25 protein-coding genes are annotated in these 26,583 nt (G+C 58.1%); 13 read left to right on the forward strand and 12 right to left on the reverse strand.

Annotation, left to right across the window (positions count from 1 at the left end; genetic code table 11):
* Nucleotides 1-38: 38 nt before the first annotated feature.
* Nucleotides 39-887, forward strand: coding sequence for an SDR family oxidoreductase (locus tag ACMG4N_RS02035; protein ID WP_297765319.1), 849 nt, complete (start codon nucleotides 39-41; stop codon nucleotides 885-887).
* Nucleotides 888-953: 66 nt separating this feature from the next.
* Nucleotides 954-1,223: a YdeI/OmpD-associated family protein gene (locus ACMG4N_RS02040; RefSeq protein WP_297765316.1), complete on the forward strand. Its 270-nt coding sequence runs from the start codon at nucleotides 954-956 to the stop codon at nucleotides 1,221-1,223.
* Between the two features lie 86 nt (nucleotides 1,224-1,309).
* On the opposite strand, the gene ACMG4N_RS02045 is transcribed toward ACMG4N_RS02040, so the two are convergent.
* On the reverse strand, nucleotides 1,310-2,302 hold the full coding sequence (locus ACMG4N_RS02045) for an AraC family transcriptional regulator (protein WP_297765313.1): 993 nt from the start codon (nucleotides 2,300-2,302) through the stop codon (nucleotides 1,310-1,312).
* 92 nt (nucleotides 2,303-2,394) lie between these two features.
* On the opposite strand from ACMG4N_RS02045, the gene ACMG4N_RS02050 reads away from it, so the two are divergent.
* The 3 genes from ACMG4N_RS02050 (at nucleotide 2,395) to ACMG4N_RS02060 (ending at nucleotide 5,562) form a co-directional block, all read left to right on the forward strand.
* Nucleotides 2,395-3,465: a fatty acid desaturase gene (locus tag ACMG4N_RS02050; RefSeq protein WP_297765310.1), complete on the forward strand. Its 1,071-nt coding sequence runs from the start codon at nucleotides 2,395-2,397 to the stop codon at nucleotides 3,463-3,465.
* A 335-nt stretch (nucleotides 3,466-3,800) separates the two neighbouring features.
* Nucleotides 3,801-4,316, forward strand: coding sequence for a hypothetical protein (locus tag ACMG4N_RS02055; protein WP_297765308.1), 516 nt, complete (start codon nucleotides 3,801-3,803; stop codon nucleotides 4,314-4,316).
* A 106-nt stretch (nucleotides 4,317-4,422) separates the two neighbouring features.
* Nucleotides 4,423-5,562 carry a DUF3800 domain-containing protein gene (locus tag ACMG4N_RS02060; protein ID WP_297766130.1) on the forward strand — a complete coding sequence of 380 codons (1,140 nt, stop codon included), beginning with the start codon at nucleotides 4,423-4,425 and terminating at the stop codon, nucleotides 5,560-5,562.
* 146 nt (nucleotides 5,563-5,708) lie between these two features.
* On the opposite strand, the gene rlmF is transcribed toward ACMG4N_RS02060, so the two are convergent.
* Complete coding sequence (gene rlmF / locus ACMG4N_RS02065; protein ID WP_414432754.1) at nucleotides 5,709-6,647, reverse strand: 23S rRNA (adenine(1618)-N(6))-methyltransferase RlmF; 939 nt, start codon at nucleotides 6,645-6,647, stop codon at nucleotides 5,709-5,711.
* A gap of 177 nt (nucleotides 6,648-6,824) precedes the next feature.
* Between rlmF and ACMG4N_RS02070 the strand changes: the two genes are divergently transcribed.
* Together ACMG4N_RS02070 and ACMG4N_RS02075 are read left to right on the forward strand one after the other, a co-directional pair.
* Nucleotides 6,825-7,526, forward strand: coding sequence for a lysophospholipid acyltransferase family protein (locus ACMG4N_RS02070; RefSeq protein ID WP_414432756.1), 702 nt, complete (start codon nucleotides 6,825-6,827; stop codon nucleotides 7,524-7,526).
* Between the two features lie 29 nt (nucleotides 7,527-7,555).
* Nucleotides 7,556-7,864 (forward strand): putative quinol monooxygenase, encoded by a 309-nt coding sequence (locus ACMG4N_RS02075; RefSeq protein WP_414432758.1) that lies wholly within the window; start codon nucleotides 7,556-7,558, stop codon nucleotides 7,862-7,864.
* Nucleotides 7,865-8,046: 182 nt separating this feature from the next.
* On the opposite strand, the gene ACMG4N_RS02080 is transcribed toward ACMG4N_RS02075, so the two are convergent.
* Nucleotides 8,047-9,063 (reverse strand): AraC family transcriptional regulator, encoded by a 1,017-nt coding sequence (locus ACMG4N_RS02080; RefSeq protein WP_414432760.1) that lies wholly within the window; start codon nucleotides 9,061-9,063, stop codon nucleotides 8,047-8,049.
* Nucleotides 9,064-9,255: 192 nt separating this feature from the next.
* Here ACMG4N_RS02080 and ACMG4N_RS02085 point away from each other — a divergent pair, with 192 nt between their 5' ends.
* The 3 genes from ACMG4N_RS02085 to thpD all read left to right on the forward strand — a co-directional run bounded on the left by ACMG4N_RS02085 (nucleotide 9,256) and on the right by thpD (nucleotide 12,744).
* On the forward strand, nucleotides 9,256-10,281 hold the full coding sequence (locus ACMG4N_RS02085; protein ID WP_414432762.1) for a putative solute-binding protein: 1,026 nt from the start codon (nucleotides 9,256-9,258) through the stop codon (nucleotides 10,279-10,281).
* A gap of 66 nt (nucleotides 10,282-10,347) precedes the next feature.
* Nucleotides 10,348-11,496, forward strand: a complete 1,149-nt coding sequence (locus ACMG4N_RS02090; protein WP_414432764.1) for an alkane 1-monooxygenase — start codon at nucleotides 10,348-10,350, stop codon at nucleotides 11,494-11,496.
* 315 nt (nucleotides 11,497-11,811) lie between these two features.
* On the forward strand, nucleotides 11,812-12,744 hold the full coding sequence (gene thpD, locus ACMG4N_RS02095; RefSeq protein ID WP_414432766.1) for an ectoine hydroxylase: 933 nt from the start codon (nucleotides 11,812-11,814) through the stop codon (nucleotides 12,742-12,744).
* Nucleotides 12,745-12,872: 128 nt separating this feature from the next.
* Here thpD and mmsB read toward each other — a convergent pair whose 3' ends face one another.
* The 3 genes from mmsB to ACMG4N_RS02110 form a co-directional block, all read right to left on the reverse strand.
* A complete protein-coding gene (gene mmsB / locus ACMG4N_RS02100) occupies nucleotides 12,873-13,760 on the reverse strand; it encodes a 3-hydroxyisobutyrate dehydrogenase (RefSeq protein ID WP_414432768.1) in 888 nt (295 codons plus the stop codon).
* A gap of 173 nt (nucleotides 13,761-13,933) precedes the next feature.
* Nucleotides 13,934-15,085, reverse strand: a complete 1,152-nt coding sequence (locus ACMG4N_RS02105; RefSeq protein WP_414432770.1) for an acyl-CoA dehydrogenase family protein — start codon at nucleotides 15,083-15,085, stop codon at nucleotides 13,934-13,936.
* A gap of 215 nt (nucleotides 15,086-15,300) precedes the next feature.
* Entirely contained in the window at nucleotides 15,301-16,800 is a 1,500-nt protein-coding gene (locus ACMG4N_RS02110; RefSeq protein ID WP_349380101.1) for a CoA-acylating methylmalonate-semialdehyde dehydrogenase, read from the reverse strand.
* A gap of 103 nt (nucleotides 16,801-16,903) precedes the next feature.
* Here ACMG4N_RS02110 and ACMG4N_RS02115 point away from each other — a divergent pair, with 103 nt between their 5' ends.
* On the forward strand, nucleotides 16,904-17,815 hold the full coding sequence (locus tag ACMG4N_RS02115; protein ID WP_414432772.1) for a helix-turn-helix domain-containing protein: 912 nt from the start codon (nucleotides 16,904-16,906) through the stop codon (nucleotides 17,813-17,815).
* Between the two features lie 315 nt (nucleotides 17,816-18,130).
* Here ACMG4N_RS02115 and ACMG4N_RS02120 read toward each other — a convergent pair whose 3' ends face one another.
* From ACMG4N_RS02120 to ACMG4N_RS02135, 4 genes are all read right to left on the reverse strand, one after another.
* Nucleotides 18,131-18,856 carry a DUF1963 domain-containing protein gene (locus ACMG4N_RS02120; RefSeq protein ID WP_297765274.1) on the reverse strand — a complete coding sequence of 242 codons (726 nt, stop codon included), beginning with the start codon at nucleotides 18,854-18,856 and terminating at the stop codon, nucleotides 18,131-18,133.
* A 268-nt stretch (nucleotides 18,857-19,124) separates the two neighbouring features.
* Entirely contained in the window at nucleotides 19,125-20,555 is a 1,431-nt protein-coding gene (locus ACMG4N_RS02125) for a GTPase/DUF3482 domain-containing protein (protein ID WP_414432773.1), read from the reverse strand.
* Nucleotides 20,552-21,910, reverse strand: a complete 1,359-nt coding sequence (locus tag ACMG4N_RS02130; protein WP_297765268.1) for a DUF2868 domain-containing protein — start codon at nucleotides 21,908-21,910, stop codon at nucleotides 20,552-20,554. The genes ACMG4N_RS02125 and ACMG4N_RS02130 overlap by 4 nt, the downstream gene beginning before the upstream one ends.
* 15 nt (nucleotides 21,911-21,925) lie before the next feature.
* Nucleotides 21,926-22,213: a hypothetical protein gene (locus ACMG4N_RS02135; protein ID WP_297765265.1), complete on the reverse strand. Its 288-nt coding sequence runs from the start codon at nucleotides 22,211-22,213 to the stop codon at nucleotides 21,926-21,928.
* A 378-nt stretch (nucleotides 22,214-22,591) separates the two neighbouring features.
* On the opposite strand from ACMG4N_RS02135, the gene ACMG4N_RS02140 reads away from it, so the two are divergent.
* Nucleotides 22,592-23,359, forward strand: a complete 768-nt coding sequence (locus tag ACMG4N_RS02140) for an ATP-binding protein (RefSeq protein ID WP_297765262.1) — start codon at nucleotides 22,592-22,594, stop codon at nucleotides 23,357-23,359.
* A 169-nt stretch (nucleotides 23,360-23,528) separates the two neighbouring features.
* On the opposite strand, the gene ACMG4N_RS02145 is transcribed toward ACMG4N_RS02140, so the two are convergent.
* Both ACMG4N_RS02145 and ACMG4N_RS02150 read right to left on the reverse strand, forming a co-directional pair.
* Complete coding sequence (locus ACMG4N_RS02145; protein ID WP_349380107.1) at nucleotides 23,529-24,557, reverse strand: alpha/beta hydrolase; 1,029 nt, start codon at nucleotides 24,555-24,557, stop codon at nucleotides 23,529-23,531.
* 65 nt (nucleotides 24,558-24,622) lie between these two features.
* Nucleotides 24,623-25,231, reverse strand: a complete 609-nt coding sequence (locus ACMG4N_RS02150) for an outer membrane beta-barrel protein (protein WP_297765255.1) — start codon at nucleotides 25,229-25,231, stop codon at nucleotides 24,623-24,625.
* A 399-nt stretch (nucleotides 25,232-25,630) separates the two neighbouring features.
* On the opposite strand from ACMG4N_RS02150, the gene ACMG4N_RS02155 reads away from it, so the two are divergent.
* On the forward strand, nucleotides 25,631-26,548 hold the full coding sequence (locus ACMG4N_RS02155) for a homoserine kinase (protein ID WP_414432776.1): 918 nt from the start codon (nucleotides 25,631-25,633) through the stop codon (nucleotides 26,546-26,548).
* The last annotated feature ends 35 nt before the right edge of the window (nucleotides 26,549-26,583 follow it).

The following is a 26,583-nucleotide window of genomic DNA, read 5'->3' on the forward strand; positions in this document are numbered from 1 at the left end:
AAGTGCTGGAAGGAAAGAACCTGTCAGGGAAAATCGCCATGGTGACCGGCGCCAATGGCGGCATTGGCTATGAAACCGCCAGATCGCTCGCCGCTGCTGGCGCCCATGTCATTCTTGGCTGCCGCAATTCCAGACTGGGCGAGGAGGCCTTGGCGAAGATTCGCCTTGCCCACCCCAACGCCCAGGTTGAACTGGTCTCTCTGGACCTTGCCGATCCAGCCAGCATTGCAGCCTGCGTGGAAAGCCTGTCAACGCGTAACGACATCCCCCAACTGGACATACTCATCTGCAATGCCGGGTCCATGTCGACCAAATACCTGCTCACCGATCAGGGAATAGAGCGAACCGTGGCCGTCTGCCACCTGGGTCATTTCATACTCACCAAAGGCTTGCTCGACACCATCCTCAAAGCGCCAGCCCCGCGTATCGTCATGGTCTCCAGCGAATCGCACCGGTACCCGTTGCGGCTGAACTTCGACAACCTGCTTGTGGCCAAAAAACAAAACCGCATAACCGCCTTTAATGCCTATGGCCAGGCCAAGCTGTGCAATGCCCTGATGGCACTGGAACTCCAGCAGCGCTATGGCAGCCAGGGCCTCACCGCCTGCGCCGTACACCCGGGCGCGCTGGTCACCACCGGATTCGGTCGGGAATCCTGGCTGACCCAGGCGCTCTTCACACTGGCCAGCCCCCTTACCAAAACACCGCATCAAGGCGCCGCCACCAGCGTCCTGTTTGCCACCCATGACAATGCCGAGGACATCGCTGGCGGCTATTTTTCCCATTGCCGCACCGCACGATGCTCGGCCGAAGCAGGCAATAAAGACGTCGCAAAAAAACTGTGGGATTTTTCAGAGCATCATCTACACAATTATGCCAACGTCTGAAAACATGCAGACGTAGAACAAACCAGAAAACCGGGTAACCGTGGCGGCAACAGGGAGGATGCCATCATGAAAAACAGCACCATCAGCGGTGGCGTCGTCCACGCCTTGCCCGACGACTTGCGGCAAACCCTGCAAGCCGATCCAGCCATGCTCACCCAGTGGGAGGACATCACCCCACTGGCGCGCAACGAATGGATCTGCTGGATAGAAGACGCCCAAAAAGCCGACACCCGACGGGGTCGCATTACCCGTGCCCAGGAAAATCTCACCGCCGGCAAACGCCGCCCCTGTTGCTGGCCGGGCTGCCCGCACCGTGAACGCACCGGCAAGGCCTGACTGTCTGTTGGAGCTATGCTTGCATGGCGAATCCGGCGCCTATCGCTTGCCGGCAAGCGCCTGCAAATCGGCGATAACGATCCGCCCTACCGAAACTGACTCGGCGACACCCCGAACCATTTCTTGAACGCCCGGGAAAACGCGCTCACTTCCGAAAACCCCAGCAGAAAGGCCATCTGCGTCACCGTCATCCCCGGGGTGCGCAGGTGGCGCTCCACCAGCATCTTGCGGGTGTCTTCCACCAGTTGCTTCCAGCTCAACCCCTCATCGGCCAGCCGCCGCTGCAGGCTGCGTGAGCTCATGCAGCATTCCGCCGCCGCCTCCGTCAGGGACGGCTCGCCATCAGGCAAACGTTGCTCGATCCACAGGGTCAGCTTGCTGGCCAGCGAGGCCCGCTCCGAGTCCGCCAGGCGCTGGGCCAGGGTGGCATCGAGCATGGCGGCGAGCTGGGTATCGCTGGCGGCCAGCATGTGTTGGGCGTTGGCCTTGTCGAATGCCAGTGCATAGTGGTCCGACTCCGTCACCGGGCAACGGAAATAGCGCCCCATGGCCTGGCGCAGGCCCGGCTCTATCCAGTCCGGGGCGGACACCGCCACTGGGTTGTGGTCCCGGTGAATACGGATACGTAGCAAGCGCACGATAGTGGCCATGACAAACACGATGGCCTGGGGATGGGGCTGGTGATCCGTGTTGGAGAAAAACTGCAGGGCCACAGTGGCGTCATCCACGGTCAGCTCGGTGCGCACCAGGTCGCTGATCAGGCCATGAAAGCGGGTAATGCGGTTGAGCACACTGTACAGGTCGCCCCCCGCTGCCACTGCCAGCCCCAGGGCCCCGAAGGTGTTGTACTGGGCGTGGCGGGCAATCTCGATGCCCATGGCCGGATCACCCAGCTGGGCCAGGCAGTCATCCAGCAGCGCCGTGGACACCGCCGCCCCCAGCCGGGCCTCCGGATCCCGCACCATCTGCGGGTCCAGCCCGTGGCGGCGCAGGATGGCCTCGCCGTCCAGGCCCCGCTCGTGGAGCAGGTGCAGCAATGGCGACATCAGCAAGGCCACCGCCTGTTTTTCTTCTTTCATTGGCGTCCCCGGTCAAACGATTGGCGGGCAAGGGCGAGTTTTACTGGCCAGCGCCCCCTAGAGTGGTCCCCATCGAGAAAAGGAGCACTCTCATGGCAACAACACCCCCACGTGGAAAATCCTCCACCGACAAAAAAGTGCAACAGGCCATCATCGCGATCAGTGATGATATACGGCAACGGCACGGCTGGCTCAAGCACCAGAACGCCATCGGCTTCACCATCTTCGCCGTGGCCATTGCCGGCTGCACCCTCAATGCGGTGCTGTACCTGCAAGGTATCATGCCGGCCTGGCTGGTCATTGTCCTCACCGCCTTCTGGACCTCCCTGCTCCACGAACTGGAGCACGACCTGATCCACTGGATGTACTTCAAGAAGAACAAGGTCGTGCATCACTTGATGATGCTCGGCGTCTACCTGTGGCGCCCCACCACCATCAACCCCTGGGTACGCCGCCACCTGCATTTCCATCACCACAAGCACTCCGGCAGCGAAACCGACCTGGAAGAGCGCGGCATCACCAATGGGGAAAAATGGGGCCTCAAGCGCCTGATCATGGTGGGCGACAACATGCTGGCCGTGTACCTGCGTGCGGTGAAATACCTGACCGAGCCGGTAAGGCTGTACCGCCGTGGCGTGATCGACCGCAAAGACCTGAAGAACTTCCGCCTCATCGGCCTGGTCAGCTACAACCCGCTGGGCGTTATCGTCCATGCCGTCTGGCACTTCTTCGTGCTCTACCACCTGCTCAACGGCGCCGCCTGGCTGGCCGGCAGCAGCATCCCGTGGCCGGAAGTGGTCACCGCCCAGTTCAGCTGGATCACCCCGCTGGTAGTGGTGCTGATCGCCCCCAATATGCTGCGCACCTTCTGCCTGCACTTCATCTCGTCCAACATGCATTACTACGGCGACAACGAACCGGGCAAGATCACCGAACAATGCCAGGTGCTCAACGTCTGGTGGCTGTGGCCCCTGCAGGCCTTCTGCTTCAACTTCGGCAGCACCCACGCCATCCACCACTTCGTGGTCCGCGACCCCTTCTACGTACGGCAGATGACCGCCAAGCGGGCCCATGTGGTGTTGAAGGAGAACGGGGTGAGATTCAATGATCTGGGCACGTTCCGTCGGGCCAACCGGATGCACGAGAAACCGCAAGCTGCCTGATAATGACGACTCACCAACACAAAGCCCGCCGCGTGCGGGCTTTTTTGTTTTCAGGGGAAAGGCTGGCGCAAGGACCTGATTGGCTTTACAAGCTCATGATTATCAAGCATTTTGTTTCTATCGTGTCTGGAATACCCGTTCGGGGATTCAAAGGGGCATTCTAATTAATACGCTGTTATGTGATGAGGCAAGCCTATGCGTGATTGCTTGATAAAATTCGCAAAAACAAAATCACACTTAATTGACTTTGTTAATAATGGCCGAGTGTATATCAATACAACAGGATTTTTTCAGATTGTGAAAATGAGGACGTTGGACAGTTTGATAAATTTGAGATGGCTAGCAGCTACCATCAACACGAGGGCGCATCCGTAAAAATTGGTGGAAGAAAATTTAAAATAGAAGCACCTTTTTGTATGCGAGAGGGAACCCCTGAATATTCACATATTTTCTGTTTTTATGTACTTAGCGAAGAGTCAATATCACGATCTATGGAAGGGAAAGTGTTTGACGAACGACTATGGGATGAGTTTGGGGAGTACTTTGTACTCATACATAATGCTAATGCCTTTATGGAGCGTCTAGATATTAAGCTAAAAGAATCTAATATTAGATATAAAGCAGATTATGTGCAGTATTTTTGCCAAAAAACACATGAAGGCGAAGTCGGTGCTTTTAGAAAAAGAAATATATTCTCCCACCAAGAAGAGTTCAGAGTGGCCATAGACAAGCCTGATGTTCACGGACCAATCGATAATTTGTATTTGGGTGATCTTAGAGAAATAGCTTATGGACCAGTTCATAGGTATCAGTCAAAGAATTCATATGATGACGGTCAAGTTGTGCTGTAGCCATCACATAACAAACGTGTCAATTGGCACGCTCGCAATCTCGCGGCTAATACGCGGGCGTTAAATTACCTCATGGAGTCAGAGCATTATCAAAACACTAGCGTTCATTGATGAATCGGGAAATACAGACTTAGATACTTCCAAGCGGGATGTGTCTAAGTATTTCATCGTGTGCGCAGTAGTCATAGATAATGATAAATTTGACTCATTAAGACATGAAGTTGAAACTATTCGTGCAAAGTACTTCCAAAAAGGGGAGATAAAGTCGAGCAGTGTTAGGGACAGGGATGGTCATGCGCGCAGAATAAAAATACTTGGCAGTATATTAGAACTAGATTTCAAGTTTTACGCAGTAGCTGTAGAGAAAGATGCTTTAGGCCGTGATGGAGGTTTCAAGTATAAAAGATCATTTTTAAAGTTTATTAATGGTCTTCTATACAAACAGCTATTTGAAAACTTCCCAAGTATTACGGTTTTTGCCGATGAGCATGGTGGTGACGAGTTCAAGCTAAGCTTTCAAAGATATATCGAAAAGAATCATAAACCAGATCTTTTCTGGGACTCTGAGTTAAATTTGGTTTCAAGTCATGACAATGTACTTGTCCAGCTAGCTGACTTTCTTGTTGGTACGCTTGCGAAGGTGTACGAGGACAAGTCCAATCAGGCGCTACTTGAAAGCTATAGGTCATTAATTAAGTCAAAGGCATTAGATGTAAAAGAATGGCCAACTAAACATCAGGCGTATTTCGAGCCCGACAGGACTAGCAAAGAGTATGATCGTTTCATTCATTATCATGCGCTTTCCAAGGCTGAAATATACATTGAAAAGCACCGTGAATATAATGACGAAGAGACAAGACTTCAGGTGTGTGTTTTAAGTCATCTAGTGTTCAATAGCCGACTCTCATCCGAAGATGGATATATAGCGACCAAAAGATTGCTTGAGCATTTACAAAGCTGTGGCTTTAGTAGTGTTACAGAGCAAGCCATCAGATCCCAAATTGTATCAAAACTGAGAGATAAAGATGTGCTAATAGCTAGCTGTAATCATGGGTATAAAATACCCAGTAGCTACTCAGATCTCTATGACTTTGTGGAGCGAGTAAATAGTCTAGTTCTTCCCTTATTAGAGCGCTTTAACAAGGCCAGGAATAGTTATTTAGTTGCTAGTAAAGGCGAAGTCGATTTGCTGAAGGGGCCAGAGTATCCTGAGTTGGCTGAATTCTTACATGCACTCAACAAATAATTTAACAAACCGCTTCAGTCTAACGGCGGATGCTACGCGCCTTTTGCGTTATTCGCTGGCGCTGAGTAACGAGGATCAGGTCTTCCCCCGTGCCCCAAGTAGCAACAGGCAAAACCTGACCCCCAATGCCCCTATTTCCGAGTCATCTACTCGAAAAATGTCCAGGCCAGCACCCGGGCAACCTTGTTCCCCTGCTTCATCTCAATTTCCCGCACCTCAACGGCGCCGACCTTCAGCATCAATTTCTTCAACGGCCTGACATTGCCGGCTTTTGATACCAGGCTGGTAAACCAGCGGCATTGCGATGAACACACCTGACTTTCTCTTATCATTTTCTTGAGAAACAACAGTTCGCCGCCCTTGCACCAAAGCTCAGCGCCCTGCCCACCAAAGTTTAGATTCGACGCCTTTGTTTTCGCCTTTGCCTCGCCGCGATTGCGCGCCAGGTTAGAAACTTTACGTTGGCTACTTTTCAGTGCCTCATCCTGCGAGGCATGGAAAGGCGGGTTGCATACACTGACATCGAAATACTCATCCGGCTGGATGATGCCTTCAAAAATATGGTTCTTGTCGGTTTGGGTGCGCAGGGTAAAACGTTCTTTGAGATCGACATTGCTGTCGATAATCGTGCCCACATTCGCAAGCGACTGGGGGTTTATATCACTGCCGACGCACAGCCAGCCGTACATCCGGCAGGCCAGCAGCGGGTAGATGGCGTTTGCGCCAGTGCCGATATCAAGCAGCCTAATGTCGGGGTTTTCAGGCCCAACCAGATCCGCAATGTAATGGATATAGTCAGCCCTGCCAGGAATGGGAGGGCAAAGTGCACCGTCCGGAATATCCCAATCGGCAATGTTGTAGTATCGGTTTAGTAACGCGGCGTTGAGTGCCTTGACTGCCAACGGGTTTGCGAAATCGATGGAAAGATCGCCGTAAGGGTTCGGCTTCACATGGGGGGCCAACGCCGGATAACTTGCTACCAATGCAGGAAAATCATAGCCCTGATTGTGTAAATTCCGCGGGTGCAGGCCCTTAACCGGCCTGGACGGGCTTTTCTGACTTCGATGGCGGGTCTTTACAGTCATAGGCTTGAGGCGTGGGATCAGCATTATAGTAGATAAGCATTATCCCGTGATTATAATGTTTTTATGTGTCTCGGGCATAATCGACTGTCAGGGTGTTGCGGCAAGCCCGAAGCGATTAAAACAATGCACCACTCGTTCTCTGTGCAATAACGAACAGACTCGGATCAACCTATCACTATGAACATCATCAATATCGCAGACACCGTCATGAACCGCGCTGCCCGCTATCACGACCACCGCGTTGAGGGCCTGGAGCACATCCCGGCCAGCGGAGCGGCCCTGATTGTGGTGAATCATTCCCTTGCCACCTATGACAGCGGTCTGCTTGCTGCTGCGATCAAGGCCAAACTGGGGCGGGATGTATGGCTGCTGGGTGATCGCTATATCTTCAAGGTTCCGGTATTACGCGATATGGCGACCGCCTACGGTTTCGTTGAGGGCTCACAGCACAACGCGGAGAGTCTGCTGCGCGATGGCGAGCTGGTGTTGGTAGCACCGGGCGGCATGCGTGAAGCACTGCGGCCCAGCAGTCAGAAATACCAGCTGGATATCAGCGACAGAAAGGGGTTTGCAAAGCTGGCCATGCGTACCGGCGCCCCAGTCATCCTCTCCGCCTGCCCGGCAGCGGATGATATTTATCACGTGGTATCGAACCCGGTGACCGATTGGGTGTACAACCGCTACAAACTGGCCGCCCCGGTTATTTTTGGCAAATACGGCACCCCCATTCCCAAGCCGGCCAAACTGGTTCACTACCTGAATGCGCCCATGTCACCGCCTGACAATGGCACAGACGATGATCCGGAAGCCGTCGATGCCTTCCATGCCAGGCTGGAAAGTCGCCTGCAGCAAATGCTCACGGAAAATGCGAGCACCTGAAAGACTAAACGTCAGAACCCGGGATAACCATGAAAGAAACCGTCGCCGTTTTCGACTTTCTCCGCTTCCCTCCCGAATCCATGGACGCCGTCAGGCCGCACCTCAAGATCTTTGTCGATGCCACGCGCAACCAGGATGGCTGCATTGCCTATGATGTGGCGGAAGATCTGTTTGATCCCGGCCTGATTCGCTTTTCCGAGCTATTGCCAGACAATAGCGCCCTGGATGCGCATCTGGTGGCACCGCATATTGCGCCGTGGCGGGAAGCCGCAAAGAAGCTGGGGCTGATGGAGCGGGTGTTCACGGCTTACGATATTCAGGGTGCCAGGTCGGTATAGGCGGGTTACCTGGACTTGATCGCCTGCGCGGCTGTAGCTCCGCCGTTATTCGCGATGCGAGCATCGGTTATTCGCTTCGCTCAGCCTGCGGCCCGCCTTGCAGGCGTTACTCCGCTGCGCTCCGTTCCCACAAAATCTAACAGCAGCCTTTATTGCAGCAGCACGAAAGGTTTTCTCTTACATCATTCCTCACTGTTTTCCCGAAAAAATGACGGCGCCACGCCGGTCCAGCGTTTGAAGGCCCGGCGGAAGTTGGCGGTGTCGCCGTAGCCAAGGGTGTAGGCCAGTTCCTGAATGGTCATGTGCTGGCTTTTCAGGTATTCCATGGCCAGGGCGTGGCGAACTTCGTCGAGGATTTCCTGGAACGAGGTGCCTTCATCCAGCAAGCGGCGATGCAGGGTTCGCGGAGTCATGTGCAATATGCGGGCGGTGACGGTGAGTGAGGGGAAGTTCACCTGTTTGGCCAGCATCAGTCGGCGTACCCGTGCTGATACGGAGGCATCCGATACCAGGTTCTGCAATTCCCGCTCGCAGAGTTTTTCCGCATGTTCGAAGGCGGCCGGGTCCGCGGTTCGCAGGGGCTGGTCTACCACCTCCAGCGGCAGGGACAGGCCGGTCCAGCCCTGGCTGTAGCGTACCGGGCAGCGGAACAGGGACCGAACCAGTTCCCGGTCGAAGGCTTCGGCAAAGGTAAAGCTGGCCTGGGCCACCTGGCAGTTGCCCAGGGTAATGAAGTCGAGCACGTTCTTTACCGCCACCACCACGGCGCCCAGCAGGAAGGGCCCCACCTCACCCAGCGGCAGCAATTCCCGGATCTGCAGGTTCAGGTATTTCCCATCCACTTGATGGCTGACCATGACCAGGTTGATGCGCAGGGGGATAAAACGCTCCAGCAATTCCACCACCTGGCGGACAGAACCGCTGTTCATGGCCGCATAGCCGACCATGCCGTGATTGTTGATGCGTAGCCGCTCACCCACCATCAGGCCCAGGGCCGGCTCCCCGGTGATCGCTTCCGCTTCCAGAAACAGGGAACGGACTACCTCCCAGGGAACACTGGCATCGGCCTGTTCAAGATCGGCCAGCGACAGGTCATGGGCCGCCAGCCAGGGGGCAACATCGATCCCCATCTCGGTCAGCTGGTCTGCCACCTGGCGGAGATAGTTGATGGAGAGAGCCCATTCCATCGGCTGGTTCATGATCGGCAAAACCCGAAAATTCGCATTGTCAAAAAATGACCCCCATCTGTCTACAGACAACCTACCCCAGCACCGGACGCATATCTAGCATCGATCTCCACGGTTCGAACCCCGAGCACTACAAACGAACAGGAAGGCAACAAAGCACAAAAAAACCTTACTGATGGGTTGCCTTTCACCAGGGAGAACGTCATGCGATATGCAAAAAAATTAATTATTTTTCTCGTGGTTTCCATGGCACTGCTTGCCAACAGCGCTCATGCCAGCATCAGCAACAAACGCACGCTTTGTGTTTTCGACCTTGTCGGTGCCAACGGCGATTTCTACGGCATCATGAAGGACTTCAAGACCGCCGCGCTCGGCTGGGGCGTGGACATTGAGCTGAAGCCCTATACCGACGAGAAGATCGCCGCCGAGGATCTGAAGGCGAAGCAATGCGATGGTGCCCTGCTTACCGGCATCCGTGGCCGCCAGTTCATCAGCTATACCGGCAGCATGGATTCCATCGGTGCCATCCCCGATTACGATGCCATGCGCATGGTGGTGTCGATCCTGGCCAGCGGTAACCCCAAGGTGAATCCACACCTGGTGTCCGGCCCCTATGAGTTCGGCGGCCTGGTGCCCATGGGCGCAGCCTATCTGTTCGTGAAGGACAACAGCATCGATACGGTGGAAGAACTGGCGGGCAAATCCATTGCGGTGCTGGAATACGATGTGGCCGAGGCGAACATGGCCAAGCGTGTGGGCATGTCGCCGGTGATGTCGGATATCACCAACTTCTCCACCCGTTTCAACAACGGTTCCGTGGACACCTGCTTCGCCCCCATCTTCGGTTATTCCGCCCTGGAACTGTACAAGGGCATGCAGCCGGACGGCGGCATCATTGACCTGGTGCTCGGCCAGTTGAGCGCACAGCTGATTCTTCGCAAGGATCTTTTCCCCACAGATTTTGCCGATCAATCCCGCAAGTATCTGGCCGGCCAGTTTGATCGCGCCATGCGCATCATCAACAACGCCGACGGAGAAGTGAATGAAAAGTGGTGGATCAATATTTCTGATGCAGAAACCACCCGTTACGACGAAATGTTTCGTCAGGCCCGTATCGATCTGGCCAACCAGGGCGTTTACAACAAGGACATGATGAGCCTGCTGCGCAAGGTGCGCTGCAAGAGCAATCCGTCCCGCGCGGAATGCGTCAATCCCGTTCGAGTGATCTGATCGATTATTTCTTTTCTTTCAACGTCATCTTGCAGTGATCTGCACAGCATTATGAGAGGCATTATCATGTTGGAAAAACTCAATCCCGATACCTTGTTGCGTTTGAAAAAGTGGGGCTACCTGGCCTGCTGGATGCTCTTTCTTCCCATGGTGCCGTTTTCCGCGCTGGTGGGACGTGAGCAGGGCACCCAGAATCTCTGGGCCTGGATGATCCTGGCAGTGTTTTTCATTCTGGTGCCGGTGGTGGATTACCTGGTCGGCAAGGACCCGGTGAACCCGGATGAAGAAAAACAGGTCCCCGAACTGTCCCAGGACAAGAGCTACCGCGCCCTGCCCCTGCTGCTGGCCGTGGCCTGGCTGGGCCTGCTGTTCTATGCCGGCCATGTGTTCGTCAGCAATGACTATTCCTTGGCTGGCATGCTCGGCTGGATCATGTCCATCGGTCTGCTGGGTGGCATGATCGCCATCAACCTGGGCCACGAGCTGATTCACAAGGACCCGAAGGTGGAAAACTGGATGGGCGGCCTGCTTTTGTCGTCGGTGACCTATGGTGGCTTCAAGGTGGAACATGTGCGTGGCCACCATGTGCATGTATCCACCCCGGATGATGCCTCTTCCAGCCGCTACAACCAGAGCCTGTATGATTTTCTGCCCAAGGCGTTCGTGCGCAATTTCAAGAATGCGTGGAAACTGGAAAAGCAGTATCTGGAACGCAAGGGCAAGAACAACATCAGCATCCATAACGAGCTGATCTGGTGGTATGGCATCTCCTTGCTGTTCGCCGTGGCCTTCGGTGTGCTGTGGGGTTGGCAGGGTGTGCTGTTCTTTGTCGGCCAGAGTTTCTTTGCGGCGCTGGCGCTGGAGATCGTCAACTATATCGAGCACTACGGCCTGCATCGTCGCCAGCTGCAAACCGGTCGCTATGAGCGGGTCACCCCCGCGCATAGCTGGAACTCGAATTTCCTGATCACCAATCTGGTGCTGTTCCAGCTGCAACGCCACAGCGACCATCACGCCTACGCCAAACGTCGTTACCAGGTGCTGCGCCACTATGACGAGAGCCCGCAACTACCCGCCGGTTATTCCGCCATGATGCTGCTGGCCATGGTGCCGCCACTGTGGAAAAGCGTGATGAACCCGCGGGTGGAAGCCTACTATCAGGGCGAGCTGGACCAGCTGTTCCGCGAAGGTCCGCGCATCAACAATATTGCCTGACCATGACACCGGTGAGCGGCCATGTGCTGCTCACCGGTGGCCTTTGCAGGCGTGCGGCATAGATAGCGCGATACTGTCCGACCAGATCACCGCCCGCTCTTGAAAATTCACGCCTAATCCTTATCTTCACCGTCGCCGGCGATTCCGCCGGTCACTTGAATAACGGACCCGCCCCGACACGCCGACTGCCAGTGGCTCTGCCCCTTGGGCTGAAGGCGGCTTTGTGTCTGTCTGGTCCATAACTGGAGATGTGTAACGTAGACGGCTTATTGCAGGCTGTTTCTGAACTGTGGATTAGATCGCGGAGGTGATTTGATGTCAGCGCAGAATCTGACTTGCCCGGCCCCGATTCAGGCCGACCCCTACCCCACCCGACTGCAGCAGCACCCGGAACAGCCCTGGCTCGAGCGCCGGGAGCACACAGTCAAAGGCCGCCATCTGCCCGGCCCATTAACGGAACATCAGCTTGATCATTTTGAGGAAAACGGCTTTCTTTTCGAGCCGGGTTTTCTGCCGGCTGACGAGGTGGCCACGCTGACCGAGGCAATGAACGATCTGCTCAACCGGGATGACTACCGGGACAAACCTTTCACGATCACCGAACCGGGTAGCCAGGAGATCCGCTCCGTGTTTGCCGTGCACTTTCTGCACCGGGCATTCCAGCACCTGGCCCGCGATCCGCGATTGACCCAACGTGTGGAGCAGATCCTCGGTGGTGGCCACTATGTGCATCAGTCCCGCATCAACTACAAACCGGGCTTCAAGGGAAAGGGATTCAACTGGCATTCTGATTTTGAAACCTGGCATGCAGAAGACGGTATGCCAGAGATGCATGCGGTAAGCGCCTCCATCATTCTGACGGACAATCACCTGTTCAACGGCCCCCTGATGCTGATCCCCGGCTCACACAAACACTTCATCCCTTGTGTGGGCCCGACACCGGAGGAACATCACAAAGAGTCACTGAAGACCCAACAGATCGGTGTGCCTTCCGAACACGCGCTGACGCAAATGATAGACCGCTATGGCATCGAGGCCCCCACCGGCCCGTCGGGCAGCCTGCTGCTGTTTGACTGCAACACCCTGCACGGCTCCAACGCCAATATGTCACCGGACCCACGCAGCAATGTGTTCTTCGTGTTCAACCGGCGCGACAACGCCTGCGTGGAACCCTTTGCGGCGAAAAAACGTCGGCCGCGTTTTCTTGGCCATGAGCGGGATCGGCTTTGGCAAACGGACGATAGTTAACAGTGAATAGTGAACAGTTAACAGCGAAAAAAAGGCCGCACCCCGATTTGGGTGCGGCCTTTATCATTTCAGCCTGAGTGACGCTCTCGCGCGCGCTGTTAACTATTCACTGTTAACTGTTAACTGCCCTACTCCTTGTGACGAAAGAAGCGCTGGATACTGGAGAAATCCTTGTCCGCATAGCCGTGATTACCATGGGCGGCATACAAGGACTTGGCCAGGTTACCCATGGGGGTGGCGGATTGGGTGCTTAGTCCTGCTTGTAGCGCCAACCCCAGATCCTTGTTCATCAGCTTCACCGCAAAGCCACCTTCGTAGTCTTTGGATGACGGTACGTTTTCCATGACGCCGGGCCAGGGGTTGTACTTGTCCAGGGACCAGTTGTCGCCGGAGCTGGCTTTCATGATCTCGGAAAGTACCGCCGGGTCCAGGCCGTGGTCGGCGCCCATCTGCAGGGCTTCGGCGGTGCCGATCATGTGGATGGCCAGCAGCATGTTGTTGCAGATTTTTGCCAGTTGGCCGGCACCGTTGTCCCCGGCACGGAACACCTGGGCGCCCATGCATTCCAGCACCGGTCGGGCCCGATCAATGGCGTCGCTGTGGCCGCCACAGATAAAGGTGAGCGTGCCGGCCTTCGCCCCGCCAACGCCGCCGGACACCGGCGCATCAATCATTACCCTGCCCTGCTCCTTGGCAGTGCCGGCCACATCGCGGGCGGTGTCCGCATCGATGGTGGAGCAGTCGATAATCAGGGCGCTTTTATCAATGTGTGGCAAGACACCGTTTTCGCCGAGATAAAGGCCGCGCACCGCGCCGGCGGAGGGCAGCATGCTGACAACCACTTCGGCGCCCTGCACCGCTTCGCTGGCACTGGCAGCTTCCTTGGCGCCGTCTTTCACGGCGGCCTGCAGTAGTTCCGGCACCAGATCAAAGGCCACCACCTCATGGCCGGCCTTGACCAGATTGGCCGCCATAGGCCCACCCATATGACCGACACCGAAGAATCCGATTTTCATAGCGCACTCCCTTTTTGTTTTTACCACAGAGAGCACAGAGGTACTGAGGATGCTTTTTCCTTTTCGCCTTCAAGCATAACAGGAAGAAAAAAAGTGAATCGATTTCTGATCAGCATAAAAACAAAAAAACCGTTAACCCTCTGTGTCTCTGTGTCCTCTGTGGTGAAAATGTTTTAAAGAAACGATAAATCTTTCAGCACATTTCGCGCGATAATCACGCGCATGATTTCGTTGGTGCCTTCCAGAATCTGGTGCACCCGCGCATCACGCACGTAACGCTCCAGTGGATACTCACTGATATAGCCATAGCCGCCATGGAGTTGCAGTGCCTGGTTGCAGACGTTGAAACACAGGTCCGTGGCCAGGCGTTTTGCCATGGCGCACACCATGCTTTTGTCGCTGTGATTCTGATCCAGTTTCCACGCGGCCAGGCGCACCATCTGCTGCGCTGCCACCAGCTCTGTGGCCATGTCCGCCAGGGTGAATTGCACGGTCTGGAAATCACCGATGGCCTGGCCGAATTGTTTGCGTTCCTGCACGTATTGCTGAGCCTGGCGCAGGGCCGCTTGGGCGGCGCCCAGAGAGCAGCTGGCAATATTGATACGCCCGCCATCCAGGCCGGCCATGGCGATGCGAAAGCCCTGCCCTTCTTCACCGATCAGGCAATCAGCGGGAATGCGGGCGTCTTCCAGAATCACTGCCCGGGTGGGCTGGCTCTTCCAGCCCATCTTGGCTTCGTTACGGCCATAGCTGACGCCAGGAGCATCCGCCGGCACAGCAAAGCAGGAAATGCCGCCGGCACCGGGCCCGCCGGTACGCGCCATCAACACCAACACATCGGTATCACCGGCCCCGGAGATAAACGCTTTGGCACCGTTCAGCACATAGTCATCGCCGTCTTTTTTGGCGGTGGTACTTAACGATGCCGCATCGGAACCGGCGCCCGGTTCGGTGAGGCAGTAGGAGGCCAGCTTTTCCCCACTCATCAGGTCGGCGGCCCAGCGTGCCCGTATCGCATCGTTGCCGAAACGGGTGAGCATCCAGGTGGCCATATTGTGGATGGTGATGAAGGCGGTGGTAGAGGTGCAACCCTGGGAGAGTTGTTCAAAGATCAACGCCGCATCCAGCCGGCTCAATCCCATGCCCCCGTGCTCTTCATCGCAGTACAGGGAACAGAACCCCAACGCGCCGGCTTCACGAATGGCGTCTTTGGGGAAGAGGCTTTTGGCATCCCATTCTGCGGCAAACGGCGCCAGTGCTTTTTCAGAAAACTGTCTAGCCGTTTCGCGGAAAGCGATTTGTTCTTCTGTGAAAGAAAAGTCCACGACGCTTTGTCACCTTTATCGTGATTTCTTCGCCATGCGAGCATGGCTCCTACAGTATTTTTTTACCACAGAGGGCACAGAGTTCACCGAGAAAAATAATTTCATGTTTTCTTTATAGCTTTCAGAAAATCGGAAACGTTTACCGTTATCTTCTACGCCTGAAGAAACATGAATCCAAAAACCCTCTGTGCCTCAGTGCCCTCTGTGGTGAAAATTTATTTCAAATTAATGCTCATGTTCGGCCCAGCGGCAACCGGGATATCCGAATCGAACCAACGGCTGGTGACGGTTTTGGTTTCCGTATAGAAACGCACGCCCTGTTTGCCGTACGCGTGCTGGTCACCGTAGAACGAACCTTTCCAGCCGGTGAAACTGAAGAACGGCAGCGGCACCGGAATCGGCACATTGATACCCACCTGCCCCACTTCCACTTCGTGCTGATATTTCCGCGCGGCGGCACCGCTGGCGGTAAAGATGGAGGTGCCGTTGCCATAGGGGCTGTTGTTGACCAGTTCCAGCGCCTCATCCAGCGAATCCACGCACACACAGCACAATACCGGGCCGAAAATTTCTTCCTGGTAAATCGCCATGTTGGCGGTCACGTCGGTAAACAGGGTCGGCCCGACCCAGTTGCCGTCCGGTAGGCCTTCCACGGTGCAATCGGAGCCATCCAGCAGACAGGTGGCACCCTCCTGCTTGCCCTGCTCGATCATTTTCAGCACCCGCTGTTTTGCCGCCGGACTGATCTGCGGGCCATAGGCCGCATCCGGATCGTTCCAGGCACCGGGACGAATCTGCCCAAACTGGCTGGCCAACTCATCAATCCATTCTTTTGAATCGCCCACGAACACCGCCACGCTGATGGCCATGCAGCGCTGGCCTGCCGCTCCGCAGGACGACCCCACCAGGCTGCTGACCACCTGATCCTTGTTGGCATCGGGCATGATCACCATGTGGTTCTTGGCACCGGCAAAACACTGCGCGCGCTTCATGTTGTCGGTGGCGGTGCGGTACACGTGCTGACCCACCGGCACCGAACCCACAAACGAGACGGCCTTGATGTCGGGATGTGTGAGCAGGGTATCTACCTGTTCCTTGCCGCCGTGCACCACCTGCAACAGGCCCGGCGCCGCGCCGGCTTCCTGGAACAGTTCCGCCAGACGGGTCGGGGTCATCGGATCCTGCTCGGAGGGCTTGAGCACAAAGGTGTTACCCGCGGCGATGGCCAGCGGAAACATCCACAGGGGAATCATGGCCGGGAAGTTGAACGGGGTAATCCCCGCGCACACACCCAGCGGCTGGGTCCAGGAATGGGTGTCGATGCTGCGCGCCACGTTCTCAACAGTTTCGCCCATCATCAGCGAAGCGATGTTGGCGGCCTGCTCGGCCACTTCGATGCCGCGCCACACGTCCCCTTTGGCATCCTCGAAGGTTTTGCCGGTTTCCTGGCTAAGAATTTCAGCAATCTCGTCGTGATGCTCTTTCAGCAGCGCCTGATAACGCAGCATCAACCGGGCACGCTCGGAGACCGGTACTTCTTTCCAGGTCTGGAACGCCGCCTTACCCGCCGCAATGGCCTGCTCCATTTCCTCGCCAGTGGCCGCCGGGGCTTCACACAGAATGTCCTGGGTGGCCGGGTTGGTCACAGGAATCCATTGGTCGGTCTGGCTGGCGACGAATTCGCCATTAATCAGCAGGGGCAGACGACGGGTCATGACAGCTCTCCACGCAAGTATTGTCGGTATGGGTCCCTTTGTAGCACAGGGATTGAGCGATAGAGATAGCCACTTTTGACTTGAATGGACTATATTGCGGTTTATGAGCCTTTCGACGACAACCGGTCACCACCCGGCGGAAACCTCCCGCTGGCCCCTGCCCGACACCGGTCAGCGCACCGTGATTCCGCCGGCGGTGCTGGCCACCATGACCGCACACCCCCTCTGTCGCGGCTGCCTGCCCCATGGCGTCGGCTACTACCCCCATGCCGGTGGACACCGCATGCTGCGGGCGCAGCCGGCAGATGATCTGTTGATTTACTGCGTCGCAGGTCAAGGCCAATTACAGGTCAATGGCCAGACATTACCGGTCACCGCCGGCGATCTGTTGCTGCTGCCGGCGGGCCTTGCGCATCACTACCAGGCGGATGACAGCGACCCCTGGAGCATTTACTGGGTGCACCTGGGTGGCGATGAAGCGCCGCGTTATTTTGACGAAATTGCCGGGGACAGCCCTGAGCGTTACCGGGTAACGGTGGGGGTGCATTCGCGGTTGGCGGAGGAATTTCAGGCCCTGCTCGCCGCCGTCACCCGGGTGCAGCCGGAGCACCTGGTCTATGCGGCCAACCTGTTGCGCAGCCTGCTGGCCTTCGCCGCGCTGATGCGCCGCCAGCACACCACCCGCCACGCGTCTCTGGATATCAACCGGGTCAACAGCTACCTGCAAACCGCCCTCACCCGCCGGCTCAATCTTGACGAACTGGTGGCCGCCACCAGTGCGTTATCGCGCTACCACTTTATTCGCGAATACAAACGCCAGACCGGGCAAACACCCATGCAGGCGTTCCAGCGCATCAAGGTCAGCCATGCCTGTTATCTGCTGGATATCAGTGACGATACCGTGGCGCAGATAGCCTCCTGGCTCGGCTATGACGACCCCTATTATTTTTCGCGATTGTTTAAAAAAGTGATGGGCATTTCGCCGCAGGGGTATCGTCGGGAGCGGGGGCATTAGGACGATGGTGGATTTGAATCAAAAGCACTTTCAGCGCAGGGCCCACGGCGCTTTTTCATTCTTTAACACGCCAACGGATATGTAGGGTGCACTGAGCCTAAGCGAACTGCACCGGTCTGGCGTTTGATGGTGCAGTTCGCTTAGGCTCAGTGCACCCTACGGTAATGCGAGGGCTGTAGCTCAATGATTCGGCGGGGTGTTATTTCAGAAGCTTACGGCGTTGTATCGTGGACGCTGAAAAATTCGCGATGCAAGCATCGCTTCCCACAATTATCGGGCATGGTTTTTTGTTTTTTAAATTACATTTTTTCAAATTTATGTGCGGCTTGACCAGGTCATGGTCATCACGTCGGCATGGTTTTCACACTGGAAAACATAGGCGCAACCGTAATCTCCAAACCAGAAGGGCAGGGTGTCCGTGGAATCCAGCTGCATAACAAAATGCATTTTTTTCTGGCAACAGGGACACTCCGGATAGTCCGCATGTTGAACCCAGTGTGGCCAGCCCAGCAGTTTGTCGCCGGCCCGTGGGGCAGGGCGGTGGGCATGGAGCAGGGCGAGGGTGCCATCGGGCAGGTCATCGTTGATCGCCACGGTTTCCTGCTGATCGGGGAAATCGTTGTGTCGGCTCCAGCCAGTCAGGGATTGCTCGGGGAAGGCATCAGGAATGGTCACCGGCAGGGCATCGAAACCGTGGGTCTGGTCGCGGGGAATCACCCGTGTCATTGAAGCCTCGGAGAAAGGCAAATGGGCCTGACCGAGTACTTCGCATTCCTCTTCCATGTTGGTGCAGTAAAACACCTGCAGAACACCATCTCCGAAAGGCTGCCCTGCGTCCGCCGGCAGATCGCCGGAATCCAGTTGCACGAACAGCTGCATGGGCTGATGACAATGCCCGCAACAGGGCCAGGATTCGTCCGGCCTGAGCAAAGGCAGGCCACCAAACTTGGAGCGCGCACCGGGCACAGCAGGCCCCACCCGGGGCCGCCAGGCGGACCGGGACAAGGGAGCAAGCTTGAGTTTGATTTCTTCGGGCAGCATGAAACGTCCTCGTTGGGTCGTTTCAGCTTGCCCAGACTCTCGTGTCAGAGCAATGAACACCCTTCGCAAATCTGCCACCAGGGCGGTTTTGCTGACTGAGCGGAATGCAAAAAAAGGCATTTAATAGTGAATAGTTAACAGTGAACAGTTCGCGAATCACCGCTGTCTTGTCTATAACGCCCCTGCCCGCGCGCAAAGCTGGGTGCGCGGCCCCTGGCCTTGAAAACCGGAACCCACGCCAAACCGCGTCGCTGTTAACTGTTAACTGTTAACCGCCCTCAAACTGCTCCATCTGCCAGCGCGCGAACGCCTGCTGCGCCTGTTCCAGCTGCTCGATCAGCCGTTGGCGTTTGCCGGGTTCGAACTTGCGGTTGGCCAGGGATTGCAGGGTCTTGTGCAGGCGTTGGCGGTCCTTGCGGTCCATGTGCTCCAGCCAGTGTTCGCCGGCGTCGTTGACCGCCAGCACATCGCGGCCGGCGTGGTTGCGCTGGCTCACCTCGTAGCTGTGCACCAGGGCACGGCCCAGTACCACATAGGCGAACTGGGGGTCTTTCAGAGGGCCATAGACCGCTTCGCGGAAGCCACCACTGAGCGGGCCCAGTTTCAGGCGGGTGAGTTTGTCGCCGTAGTAGTAGCTGCCGGCAGCGCCGAGCAGGCCGCCGATAAGGGCGCCAGTGCCCAGGGAATGTCCCAGGGTCACCGCATCCAGGCCGGCGCCGCCCACCGCACCGGCGCCGAAACCGGCGGCGGCCAGCTGGGTCTTGCTGATGCCCCAGAGCTGGCGGGTGCGTTCGCTGAACAGGTCGCCATCGTCCGGGGTGAGCAGGTCACTTTCCTGCCGTTGCAGGCGGCGATGCTGGTAGAGGTCTTCCACCCCTCGACGCAGCCGCTGCTCACGCTCGCGCTGCCAGTTCTGCCAGCGTTGGCGCAGCTTGGGCAACAGCGGCTTGGCGGGCTCGTGTTCGCCCAGACGGGTGCTTTCCTGATGGCCGAGCATGTCGATCAGGGCATCGGCGATGCGCTCCAGGGCCTGACTGTCGCGACCGAATTTGAGGGCCTGCAGGTATTCCAGCGCCGCATCCAGGGGTTCGCGCCAGTCCGGGGCCAGTTGCCCGAAGCTGCGCAGCAGGTCCAGGTGCTTTTCGAAAGGGGCGTGGACCGCGTCGAAGCGACGCACGATCTGGAAGTACTGGCCCAGGGCCGCTTCCCAATCGGCACTGTGATCGTCGCTGCCGATCTGGTTGATCAGCGCCAGGCTGGCCCGGCCGGTCCAGCGCAGGATGTTCATTTCCGCTTCGTGTTCGCGGTTGTAGGGCACCGAGCCATCTACCACATAGATAATGCCGGCGCCTTCCACGATGGGCCGCAGCAACTCGCATTCGTCGTGATAGCGCGGATCATCCCCATGCTGGGTGACGAAGGCCGCCACGGTGTCCGGGCGGTCGGAGGCGGACAGGCTGTGGCCCTGCAGCCAGGCCAGCACCTTGCGCGGGCGCTGGAAGCCGGGGGTGTCGATAAGCTCGTAGAGGGTGACGTCGTCCACTTTCATGGGGTAACGGTGGCTGTCGCGGGTGGTGCCCGGCTCCATGGCGATGGCAATGGAGTCGTTCTGGGCCAGGGTAGCCACCACGCTGGACTTGCCCTTGTTGGGGTGGCCGACCACGGCAAAGCGGGGCTGTTGTTGGGCCGTTTCGTTCATGGTTGTTCCTGTTCCCGGGGGGCGCACAGCAGCAGTTGGCTGTCACCCTGGCGGTCCACAAAGCGCTGCCACTGGGCCAGCAGCCCGGCATCGGTGAGCGCGGCGCCCTGTTCGTCCGCCAGCGGCACCAGGGCCAGCAGGGTGGCGGCGGGCCAGTGGTCGCGGGCATCGACAATGAAATCGCTGAGTTCACCGGTGGGCGGCTCCCAGCCCCGGGTGATCAGTAGCACCGGTTGATTGCGGGCGCCGGTCTGTTCCAGCACCTGGGCATCCTCATCCAGGGAATTGTTACCTCCGGCACGGCGCTGAAGCGGCGCCGGGTCGCGACTGAGTCGAGGCAACAGCGAAGCGGCCTCCATGGCCGCGCCGGCCCAGTGGATCAGGGTGGCGCTGTCCGGCAGGGGTGACAGTACCGTTTGCGCCGCCGCCGGGGCGGGCTGGGTTTCTTCCTGGCCACGGGTTTCCACCCAGGGGGTCTCGAAGCGGTAGAACAGCCCCTGCCAGCCCGGGTGGGCGCGCAGGGCCCGGCCTGCCTGCCAGCGCAATTGCAGGGCCGCCAGCATCAGCAGGAGCAATCTGGGTAGCAGCACATAGACCAGCCACAGCATCAGCACAAAGGGCCACCAGGTGCCCAGCAGGGCTGGATTGTCAGCAGGGGTATCCGCAAGCCGGTAGAACTGCGATGCATTCACCAGCTCCGCCGAGGGTACCGCTGCCGGCCACAGGGTCTGCCAGGGCTGAGCCAGGGCCGCCACCATCTGGTGATAGCCGTCGGCGGAGGTCTGCAGGGTGGTGCTCCAGCCGAAGGCCAGATCCTGCACTACCACCAGGGCCAGCAGGGTAAGCAGGCCGCTGATGGCAAATAACAGGCCGCCGGTGTGAGCGATGCGGGCACACAGGGCCGGGCGTAAGGGCGCCAGCGGATCGTCGCCCTGGCGCGGCCCCAGCAGGCTGCCCCAGGGCTGCCAGCCCAGCCAGGCCTGCAGGCTGGTAAACAGGGCCAGCAGCAGTTGCAGGGCCACCAGGCCGATCAGCAGGGTCAGGTTGATCTGCCGGCTGCCGTCATACCAGAGCAGGCCCAGCATGAAGCCCACCCCCAGCAGCGCGCCCAGGCCGGCAAACACCCAGCGGGCCTGGCGCCAGTGGCGCAGGCGCGGGTCGGCGCCGGATTCACGGCGCTGGCCGTTCAGGGCATGCAGGGCCGCCAGCCAGGCGGGCACGGTGAGCGGCTGTTTGTGTTCTTCCTGCTGCTGGGCAAAGCGACGGTCGCGGCGGTGCAGAAAGGCGTGGCTCTGTTGCACATCGCGACGGTACTGGTCGTCAAAATCCAGCAGCAGGGTCAGGGCCTTGGGCAAGGGGCGACCTCGAGGTTAGTTGTCGTCCGGGGCAGCGGCCGGTTTCGGAAGCTGTTTGGGCGAGGTGTATTTCACCCCGTCGGTGGCGCAGGCACCACAGGCATTACCGTATTCGCCGAGGATGCCACCTTGCTCGTCATAGCCGAAGGCAGGGCGGTAATCCATGGTGCAGGCTTGGGGCGGATCATCCGGGCAAGTCGTGGTGCCTTCCGGCAACCCGGCGGGGTAGTCAGTGTCGTACTGGGTGGCGCAGGCGGTAACCAGCAAGGCAAAAGCGGGCACAACCAGGGCAACAGCTTTCATTGACGATCTCCTGAAATTTTCCGTCACCGGCAGGTGACGGCACACCTTGTGAACCCCAAGGATAGATAAAGTTCGCGTCCGGCGCATGCTTCGTATCTATTGAGGCTACAGCATCTGCAAAAAACCTTTTACCACAGAGGACACAGAGGCACTGAGAAAAACCATTTCATGCTTTCTTTATGGCATGCAGAAAACGTCAACCTTTCTCGTTTTGCTGCGGCAAAAAAAAGCAAAACCTGAACCCCTCTGTGACTCTGTGCCCTCTGTGGTAAAAATGGGTTTTCTACCCGGGCTTCACCCAGTAATTGCGTCTCTCGCAACCGCACCCGCCAGACCGTAAACTGCTTTCCCGCTCTTTTTACTCTTTATGAGGTTTCCATGGCGTCCACTATCGACTGGCGAAACATTCCCGCCGCTATCTGGCGTGGCCGTTCCGGCACCCTGCGACCGGTGAGCCGGCCGGACCCGGTGCGGCTGGACGATCTGCTCGGCATCGATACCCAGAAAGCGAAAATCCTGCAGAACACGGAGCGCTTTCTGCGCGGTGAACCCTGTAACCATGTGCTGCTGTGGGGCAGCCGGGGCACCGGCAAATCGTCCATCGTCAAGGCGCTGCTAAACGAGTTCACGCCGCGCGGGCTGCGAGTGATCGAGGTGGACAAGGATGACCTGCAGGATCTGCCGGACATCGTCGATGATATCCGCGAGCGCAGTCAGCGCTTTATCGTCTACTGCGATGACCTGTCGTTTGAAGACGGGGAAAACCAGTACAAGCACCTGAAAAGCGTGCTGGAGGGCTCCCTGGAACTGCCGCCGGAAAATGTGCGCCTGTACGCCACCAGTAACCGCCGCCATCTGGTGCCGGAATACATGAAGGACAACGAGCAGAGTCAGGTGGTGGGCCGGGAGATTCATCACGGTGATGTGGTGGAGGAAAAGATCTCCCTGTCCGATCGTTTCGGGCTGGCGTTGAGTTTTTATCCGATCAGCGAGCCGCAGTATTTCGAGATCGTCGATCATTTGTTTGGTGAAGTGGCGGACCGGGATCAATTACACGTGCGCGCCCGGCGGTTTTCCATGGAGAAAGGCGTGCGCTCCGGGCGCACGGCGCGGCAGTTTTATAATCAGTTTGTGGGGGAGTTTTAAGAGCGAGCTGCAAGCTACAAGCCGCAAGCCGCAAGCTGCAACGCGGATCACCTCTTTCTGTATCTTCAAGGATAGAGGCCGCGCCCAATGTGTGGTCGCGGCCTCTATGGTTCGTGAATGCACTGTTCCTTATCGCGTTGTAGCTTGCGGCTTGAAGCTTGTAGCTGAATCACAACCGCTGGACAGTAGCGTCGCAGATGGCGTTGACGGCCTTGCGGGCGGCGGGGATAACGCCGCCCATGGTGAGGAAACCGTGGACCAGTTGCGGGTAATCCAGTGAGGTGACATCCACCCCTGACGCCCGCAGCTTTTCGCCGTATTCCAGCCCTTCATCGCGCAACGGGTCAGTGGCGGTGATCAGGAGCGTCGACGGCAAGCCGCTCAGGTCCGGGTTACGCAAGGGCGAGACGCGATAGTCTTCGACCAGTGCCGGGTCCTGAATGAACTGGGCACGGAACCAGGTCAGCAAGGCCAGATCCAGCCCGAAACCCTGCCCCAGGGTCTGCACCGACGGGTGCTTGAGGGCGCCGTCGGTGGTGGGGTAGATCAGCACTTGCAGGGCGGGCAGGGCCAGGCCGGCCTGTTTGGCCTGCTGGCAGACCACGGTGCTGAGATTGCCGCCAGCACTATCGCCCATTACCGCCAGCCGCTGCGGGTCCAGCCCCATGGCAGCAGTGTTATCGAGCAGCCAGCGCCAGGCAGCCAGGCAGTCATCGGCCGCCACCGGGGACGGATGTTCCGGGGACAAGCGGTAATCCACACTCAACACCACCGCATTGGTGCGGTCGGCAATGTAGCGGCACAGACGGTCATACTCGTCCACGCCACCCACGGTGAAACCGCCGCCGTGCATGAACATGATGGCCGGCGCTACCCGCGGTGCCAGGGCCGGGCGATAACGCCGCACCCGCATCTGGCTGCCATCGTCCAGCGACACCTGGTGATCCACCACCACGGGCAATGACACCGGCGCCACATCCAGCAGATTGATGACATCACGGTACAGGCGGCGAGCCTGTTCCACGGTGCCACTGTCCAGCGTCGGCTTGGCGGCGCTGAGCGCCAGCAGGAAGCGCAGGCGGGAATCCAGATGGGAGCGGCTGTGGGTTTCCAGGCCGGCGGACAGCTTGTCCAGCACGGCACCGGGCAGGCTCATCAGGGCGCGCACCGCGCCACGCTCGAATACTGCAGGATTCATCGATTTTCCTCTCTGTCACTGCCGCCTTTCACCGTGTTGTGTGAAGCAGGCAGCATGAAGCGTCACTAAAAATACCACTCCAGACCGCCTTCGATGCCGGTCACGGTGATGTAATCCTTGTCCACGTACTGCATGTACTGGAGCGTCAGCCCCAGATTGAAACTGGTGCGCACGCCGACACCGGCGCCAAAGGCCAGGCTGGTGTCGTCGTTGCGCGAGACATCATCGCGGCAGCGTGTTGCATTGCAACGGCGCCGGTTGGTTTTCACCTTCACATCGGCAATCCCCGCAAAACCCTGCACGAAGAATTCATCCACATAGGCATCCACGACGGGCAAGGTGATCGGCGACTGGAACGGCAGCCGGCCGGTGGCCAGCAGGGCGCCGATGTGATCTACCGTGTAATCCACCTTGTTGCGGCTGTTCTCTGCCCGCCAGGTATCGCCAGAGGGCGCCACGGCGGCGCGCAACTCTACCCCCCAGTGCGGGTCGATCATGCCACCCAGGCGCACGCCCACCCCGGTGGGGGTCAGCTCACGGCTGTCGTAATCCAGGGTGATATTCATCAGGTTGCCGGCCACATAGCCGAAACGCTGGTCCTGATAGTGCGCCACACCGTCCGCCTGGCTGGTGGCAGCAAACAGCAGACCGAAAAACAGAATCCCGTAACGCATGGCAAGTCGTCCTTTTGTTATTGTTGGAGATGCGTCGTCATTTTCATGGCGTGTTAGAGCCTATCCAGGAACTCTACACAGTCGCGCCGGAGTCCTTCCTTACACGGTAAAGAGGGTCGTCAGGTCGTGATTGCGATTGTGCCATGTCGTTATTCTACATAAACAAGAGCAATCGCGGGCTGGCGGCAAAAGGGGCCCGGCCTTTCGGGTTGCCGCTAAAAATGGCCCCATGCTGTGTTATGAACCTTGAACTTGACCCGTCAGGCCCTGCGGTTCATGCCTTGCCTGGAGCCATTTTTAGCGGCAACGCGACTGTATAGAGTTCCTGGATAGGCTCTTATACCATTGCTCGCCCGCAGAGTCCGGTCATCTGCGGCCTTTTTGCCGACAAGGAAACCCATGTCTGTTTATACGCCGCTCAGTCACAGTCAGCTTGCCACCGTTCTGGATAGTTACGGCTACCGGCTGCTGGATTTCCGGGCGGCCAGCCACGGCATCGAGAACAGCACCTTCCTGATCGAAGCAGAGGATCGCCACCAGCAGCCCGCGCCACTGGTGCTGACGGTCTTCGAAACCCTGGACCACGACGCCCTCGCCCCCTATCTGGTGCTGCTGGCTCACCTGGCCGAACAGGACCTGCCGGTGCCCGCACCGCTGACGAATCATGACGGCCAGCACCAGATCACGGTCGCCGGCAAACCGGCGGTGCTGATGCCACGCCTGCCCGGCAAGCATGATTTTGCCGTGGATCTGGACCGCTGCCGGCAGGTGGGCGCGCTCCTGGCACAGCTGCATCAATGTGATACCGGCCCCCTGCAGACCCTGCCCGATGAACGTCAGCGGCTGACGATGCTGGCCGCTCAGCTGAGCCAGCTGCCGGGCGACCACCGCGAGGGAGCCGCGGCATTATTGAGCGACTGGCAGGCACGCCCCGCCGGCACCACCCTGATCCACGGCGACCTGTTCCGCGACAATCTGCTGTGGCAACAGGGCCGCATCAGCGCCCTGCTGGACTTCTACAACGCCTGCCTGGATTACCCGGAATACGATCTGGCGGTGACCCTTAACGACTGGTGTGTGGACAGTCACGGCAAGCCGGTGGCAGAGCGGGAGCAGGCATTGCTGGAAGGCTATCGCGGCCATGGCGGCCAGCTGGATGACAGCCTGTTACTGGAAGCGCTGGCGGTGGCGGCGCTGCGCTTCTGGCTGTCGCGACTGGCCGGGCCGGTGTCGGCACACAGTGAGGGGCAGGGCAGCAAGGACCCGGAGGAGTTTGCGCGGATTTTTCAGTGGCGGATTGAGGCGTTGGCGGGGTAGAGGACCAGGAGCGAGTTACGAGTTGCGAGGAGCGA

It is taken from the genome of Alcanivorax sp. IL2 (genome assembly GCF_047495475.1).
In the GTDB taxonomy this organism is placed as follows: domain Bacteria; phylum Pseudomonadota; class Gammaproteobacteria; order Pseudomonadales; family Alcanivoracaceae; genus Alcanivorax.

Excerpts from the sequence above, each read along its gene's own strand:
- ACMG4N_RS02045 (WP_297765313.1), bottom strand. The coding sequence starts at position 2,302 with ATGAAAGAAGAAAAACAGGCGGTGGCCTTGCTGATGTCGCCATTGCTG.
- ACMG4N_RS02140 (WP_297765262.1), top strand. The coding sequence starts at position 22,592 with ATGGCGTCCACTATCGACTGGCGAAACATTCCCGCCGCTATCTGGCGT.
- ACMG4N_RS02110 (WP_349380101.1), bottom strand. The coding sequence starts at position 16,800 with ATGACCCGTCGTCTGCCCCTGCTGATTAATGGCGAATTCGTCGCCAGC.
- ACMG4N_RS02135 (WP_297765265.1), bottom strand. The coding sequence starts at position 22,213 with ATGAAAGCTGTTGCCCTGGTTGTGCCCGCTTTTGCCTTGCTGGTTACC.
- ACMG4N_RS02155 (WP_414432776.1), top strand. The coding sequence starts at position 25,631 with ATGTCTGTTTATACGCCGCTCAGTCACAGTCAGCTTGCCACCGTTCTG.
- ACMG4N_RS02080 (WP_414432760.1), bottom strand. The coding sequence starts at position 9,063 with ATGAACCAGCCGATGGAATGGGCTCTCTCCATCAACTATCTCCGCCAG.
- ACMG4N_RS02040 (WP_297765316.1), top strand. The coding sequence starts at position 954 with ATGAAAAACAGCACCATCAGCGGTGGCGTCGTCCACGCCTTGCCCGAC.
- ACMG4N_RS02115 (WP_414432772.1), top strand. The coding sequence starts at position 16,904 with ATGAGCCTTTCGACGACAACCGGTCACCACCCGGCGGAAACCTCCCGC.
- ACMG4N_RS02145 (WP_349380107.1), bottom strand. The coding sequence starts at position 24,557 with ATGAATCCTGCAGTATTCGAGCGTGGCGCGGTGCGCGCCCTGATGAGC.
- ACMG4N_RS02075 (WP_414432758.1), top strand. The coding sequence starts at position 7,556 with ATGAAAGAAACCGTCGCCGTTTTCGACTTTCTCCGCTTCCCTCCCGAA.
- mmsB (WP_414432768.1), bottom strand. The coding sequence starts at position 13,760 with ATGAAAATCGGATTCTTCGGTGTCGGTCATATGGGTGGGCCTATGGCG.
- ACMG4N_RS02055 (WP_297765308.1), top strand. The coding sequence starts at position 3,801 with ATGGCTAGCAGCTACCATCAACACGAGGGCGCATCCGTAAAAATTGGT.
- ACMG4N_RS02050 (WP_297765310.1), top strand. The coding sequence starts at position 2,395 with ATGGCAACAACACCCCCACGTGGAAAATCCTCCACCGACAAAAAAGTG.
- ACMG4N_RS02070 (WP_414432756.1), top strand. The coding sequence starts at position 6,825 with ATGAACATCATCAATATCGCAGACACCGTCATGAACCGCGCTGCCCGC.
- ACMG4N_RS02035 (WP_297765319.1), top strand. The coding sequence starts at position 39 with ATGGTGACCGGCGCCAATGGCGGCATTGGCTATGAAACCGCCAGATCG.
- rlmF (WP_414432754.1), bottom strand. The coding sequence starts at position 6,647 with ATGACTGTAAAGACCCGCCATCGAAGTCAGAAAAGCCCGTCCAGGCCG.
- ACMG4N_RS02085 (WP_414432762.1), top strand. The coding sequence starts at position 9,256 with ATGCGATATGCAAAAAAATTAATTATTTTTCTCGTGGTTTCCATGGCA.
- ACMG4N_RS02125 (WP_414432773.1), bottom strand. The coding sequence starts at position 20,555 with ATGAACGAAACGGCCCAACAACAGCCCCGCTTTGCCGTGGTCGGCCAC.
- ACMG4N_RS02120 (WP_297765274.1), bottom strand. The coding sequence starts at position 18,856 with ATGCTGCCCGAAGAAATCAAACTCAAGCTTGCTCCCTTGTCCCGGTCC.
- ACMG4N_RS02150 (WP_297765255.1), bottom strand. The coding sequence starts at position 25,231 with ATGCGTTACGGGATTCTGTTTTTCGGTCTGCTGTTTGCTGCCACCAGC.
- ACMG4N_RS02090 (WP_414432764.1), top strand. The coding sequence starts at position 10,348 with ATGTTGGAAAAACTCAATCCCGATACCTTGTTGCGTTTGAAAAAGTGG.
- thpD (WP_414432766.1), top strand. The coding sequence starts at position 11,812 with ATGTCAGCGCAGAATCTGACTTGCCCGGCCCCGATTCAGGCCGACCCC.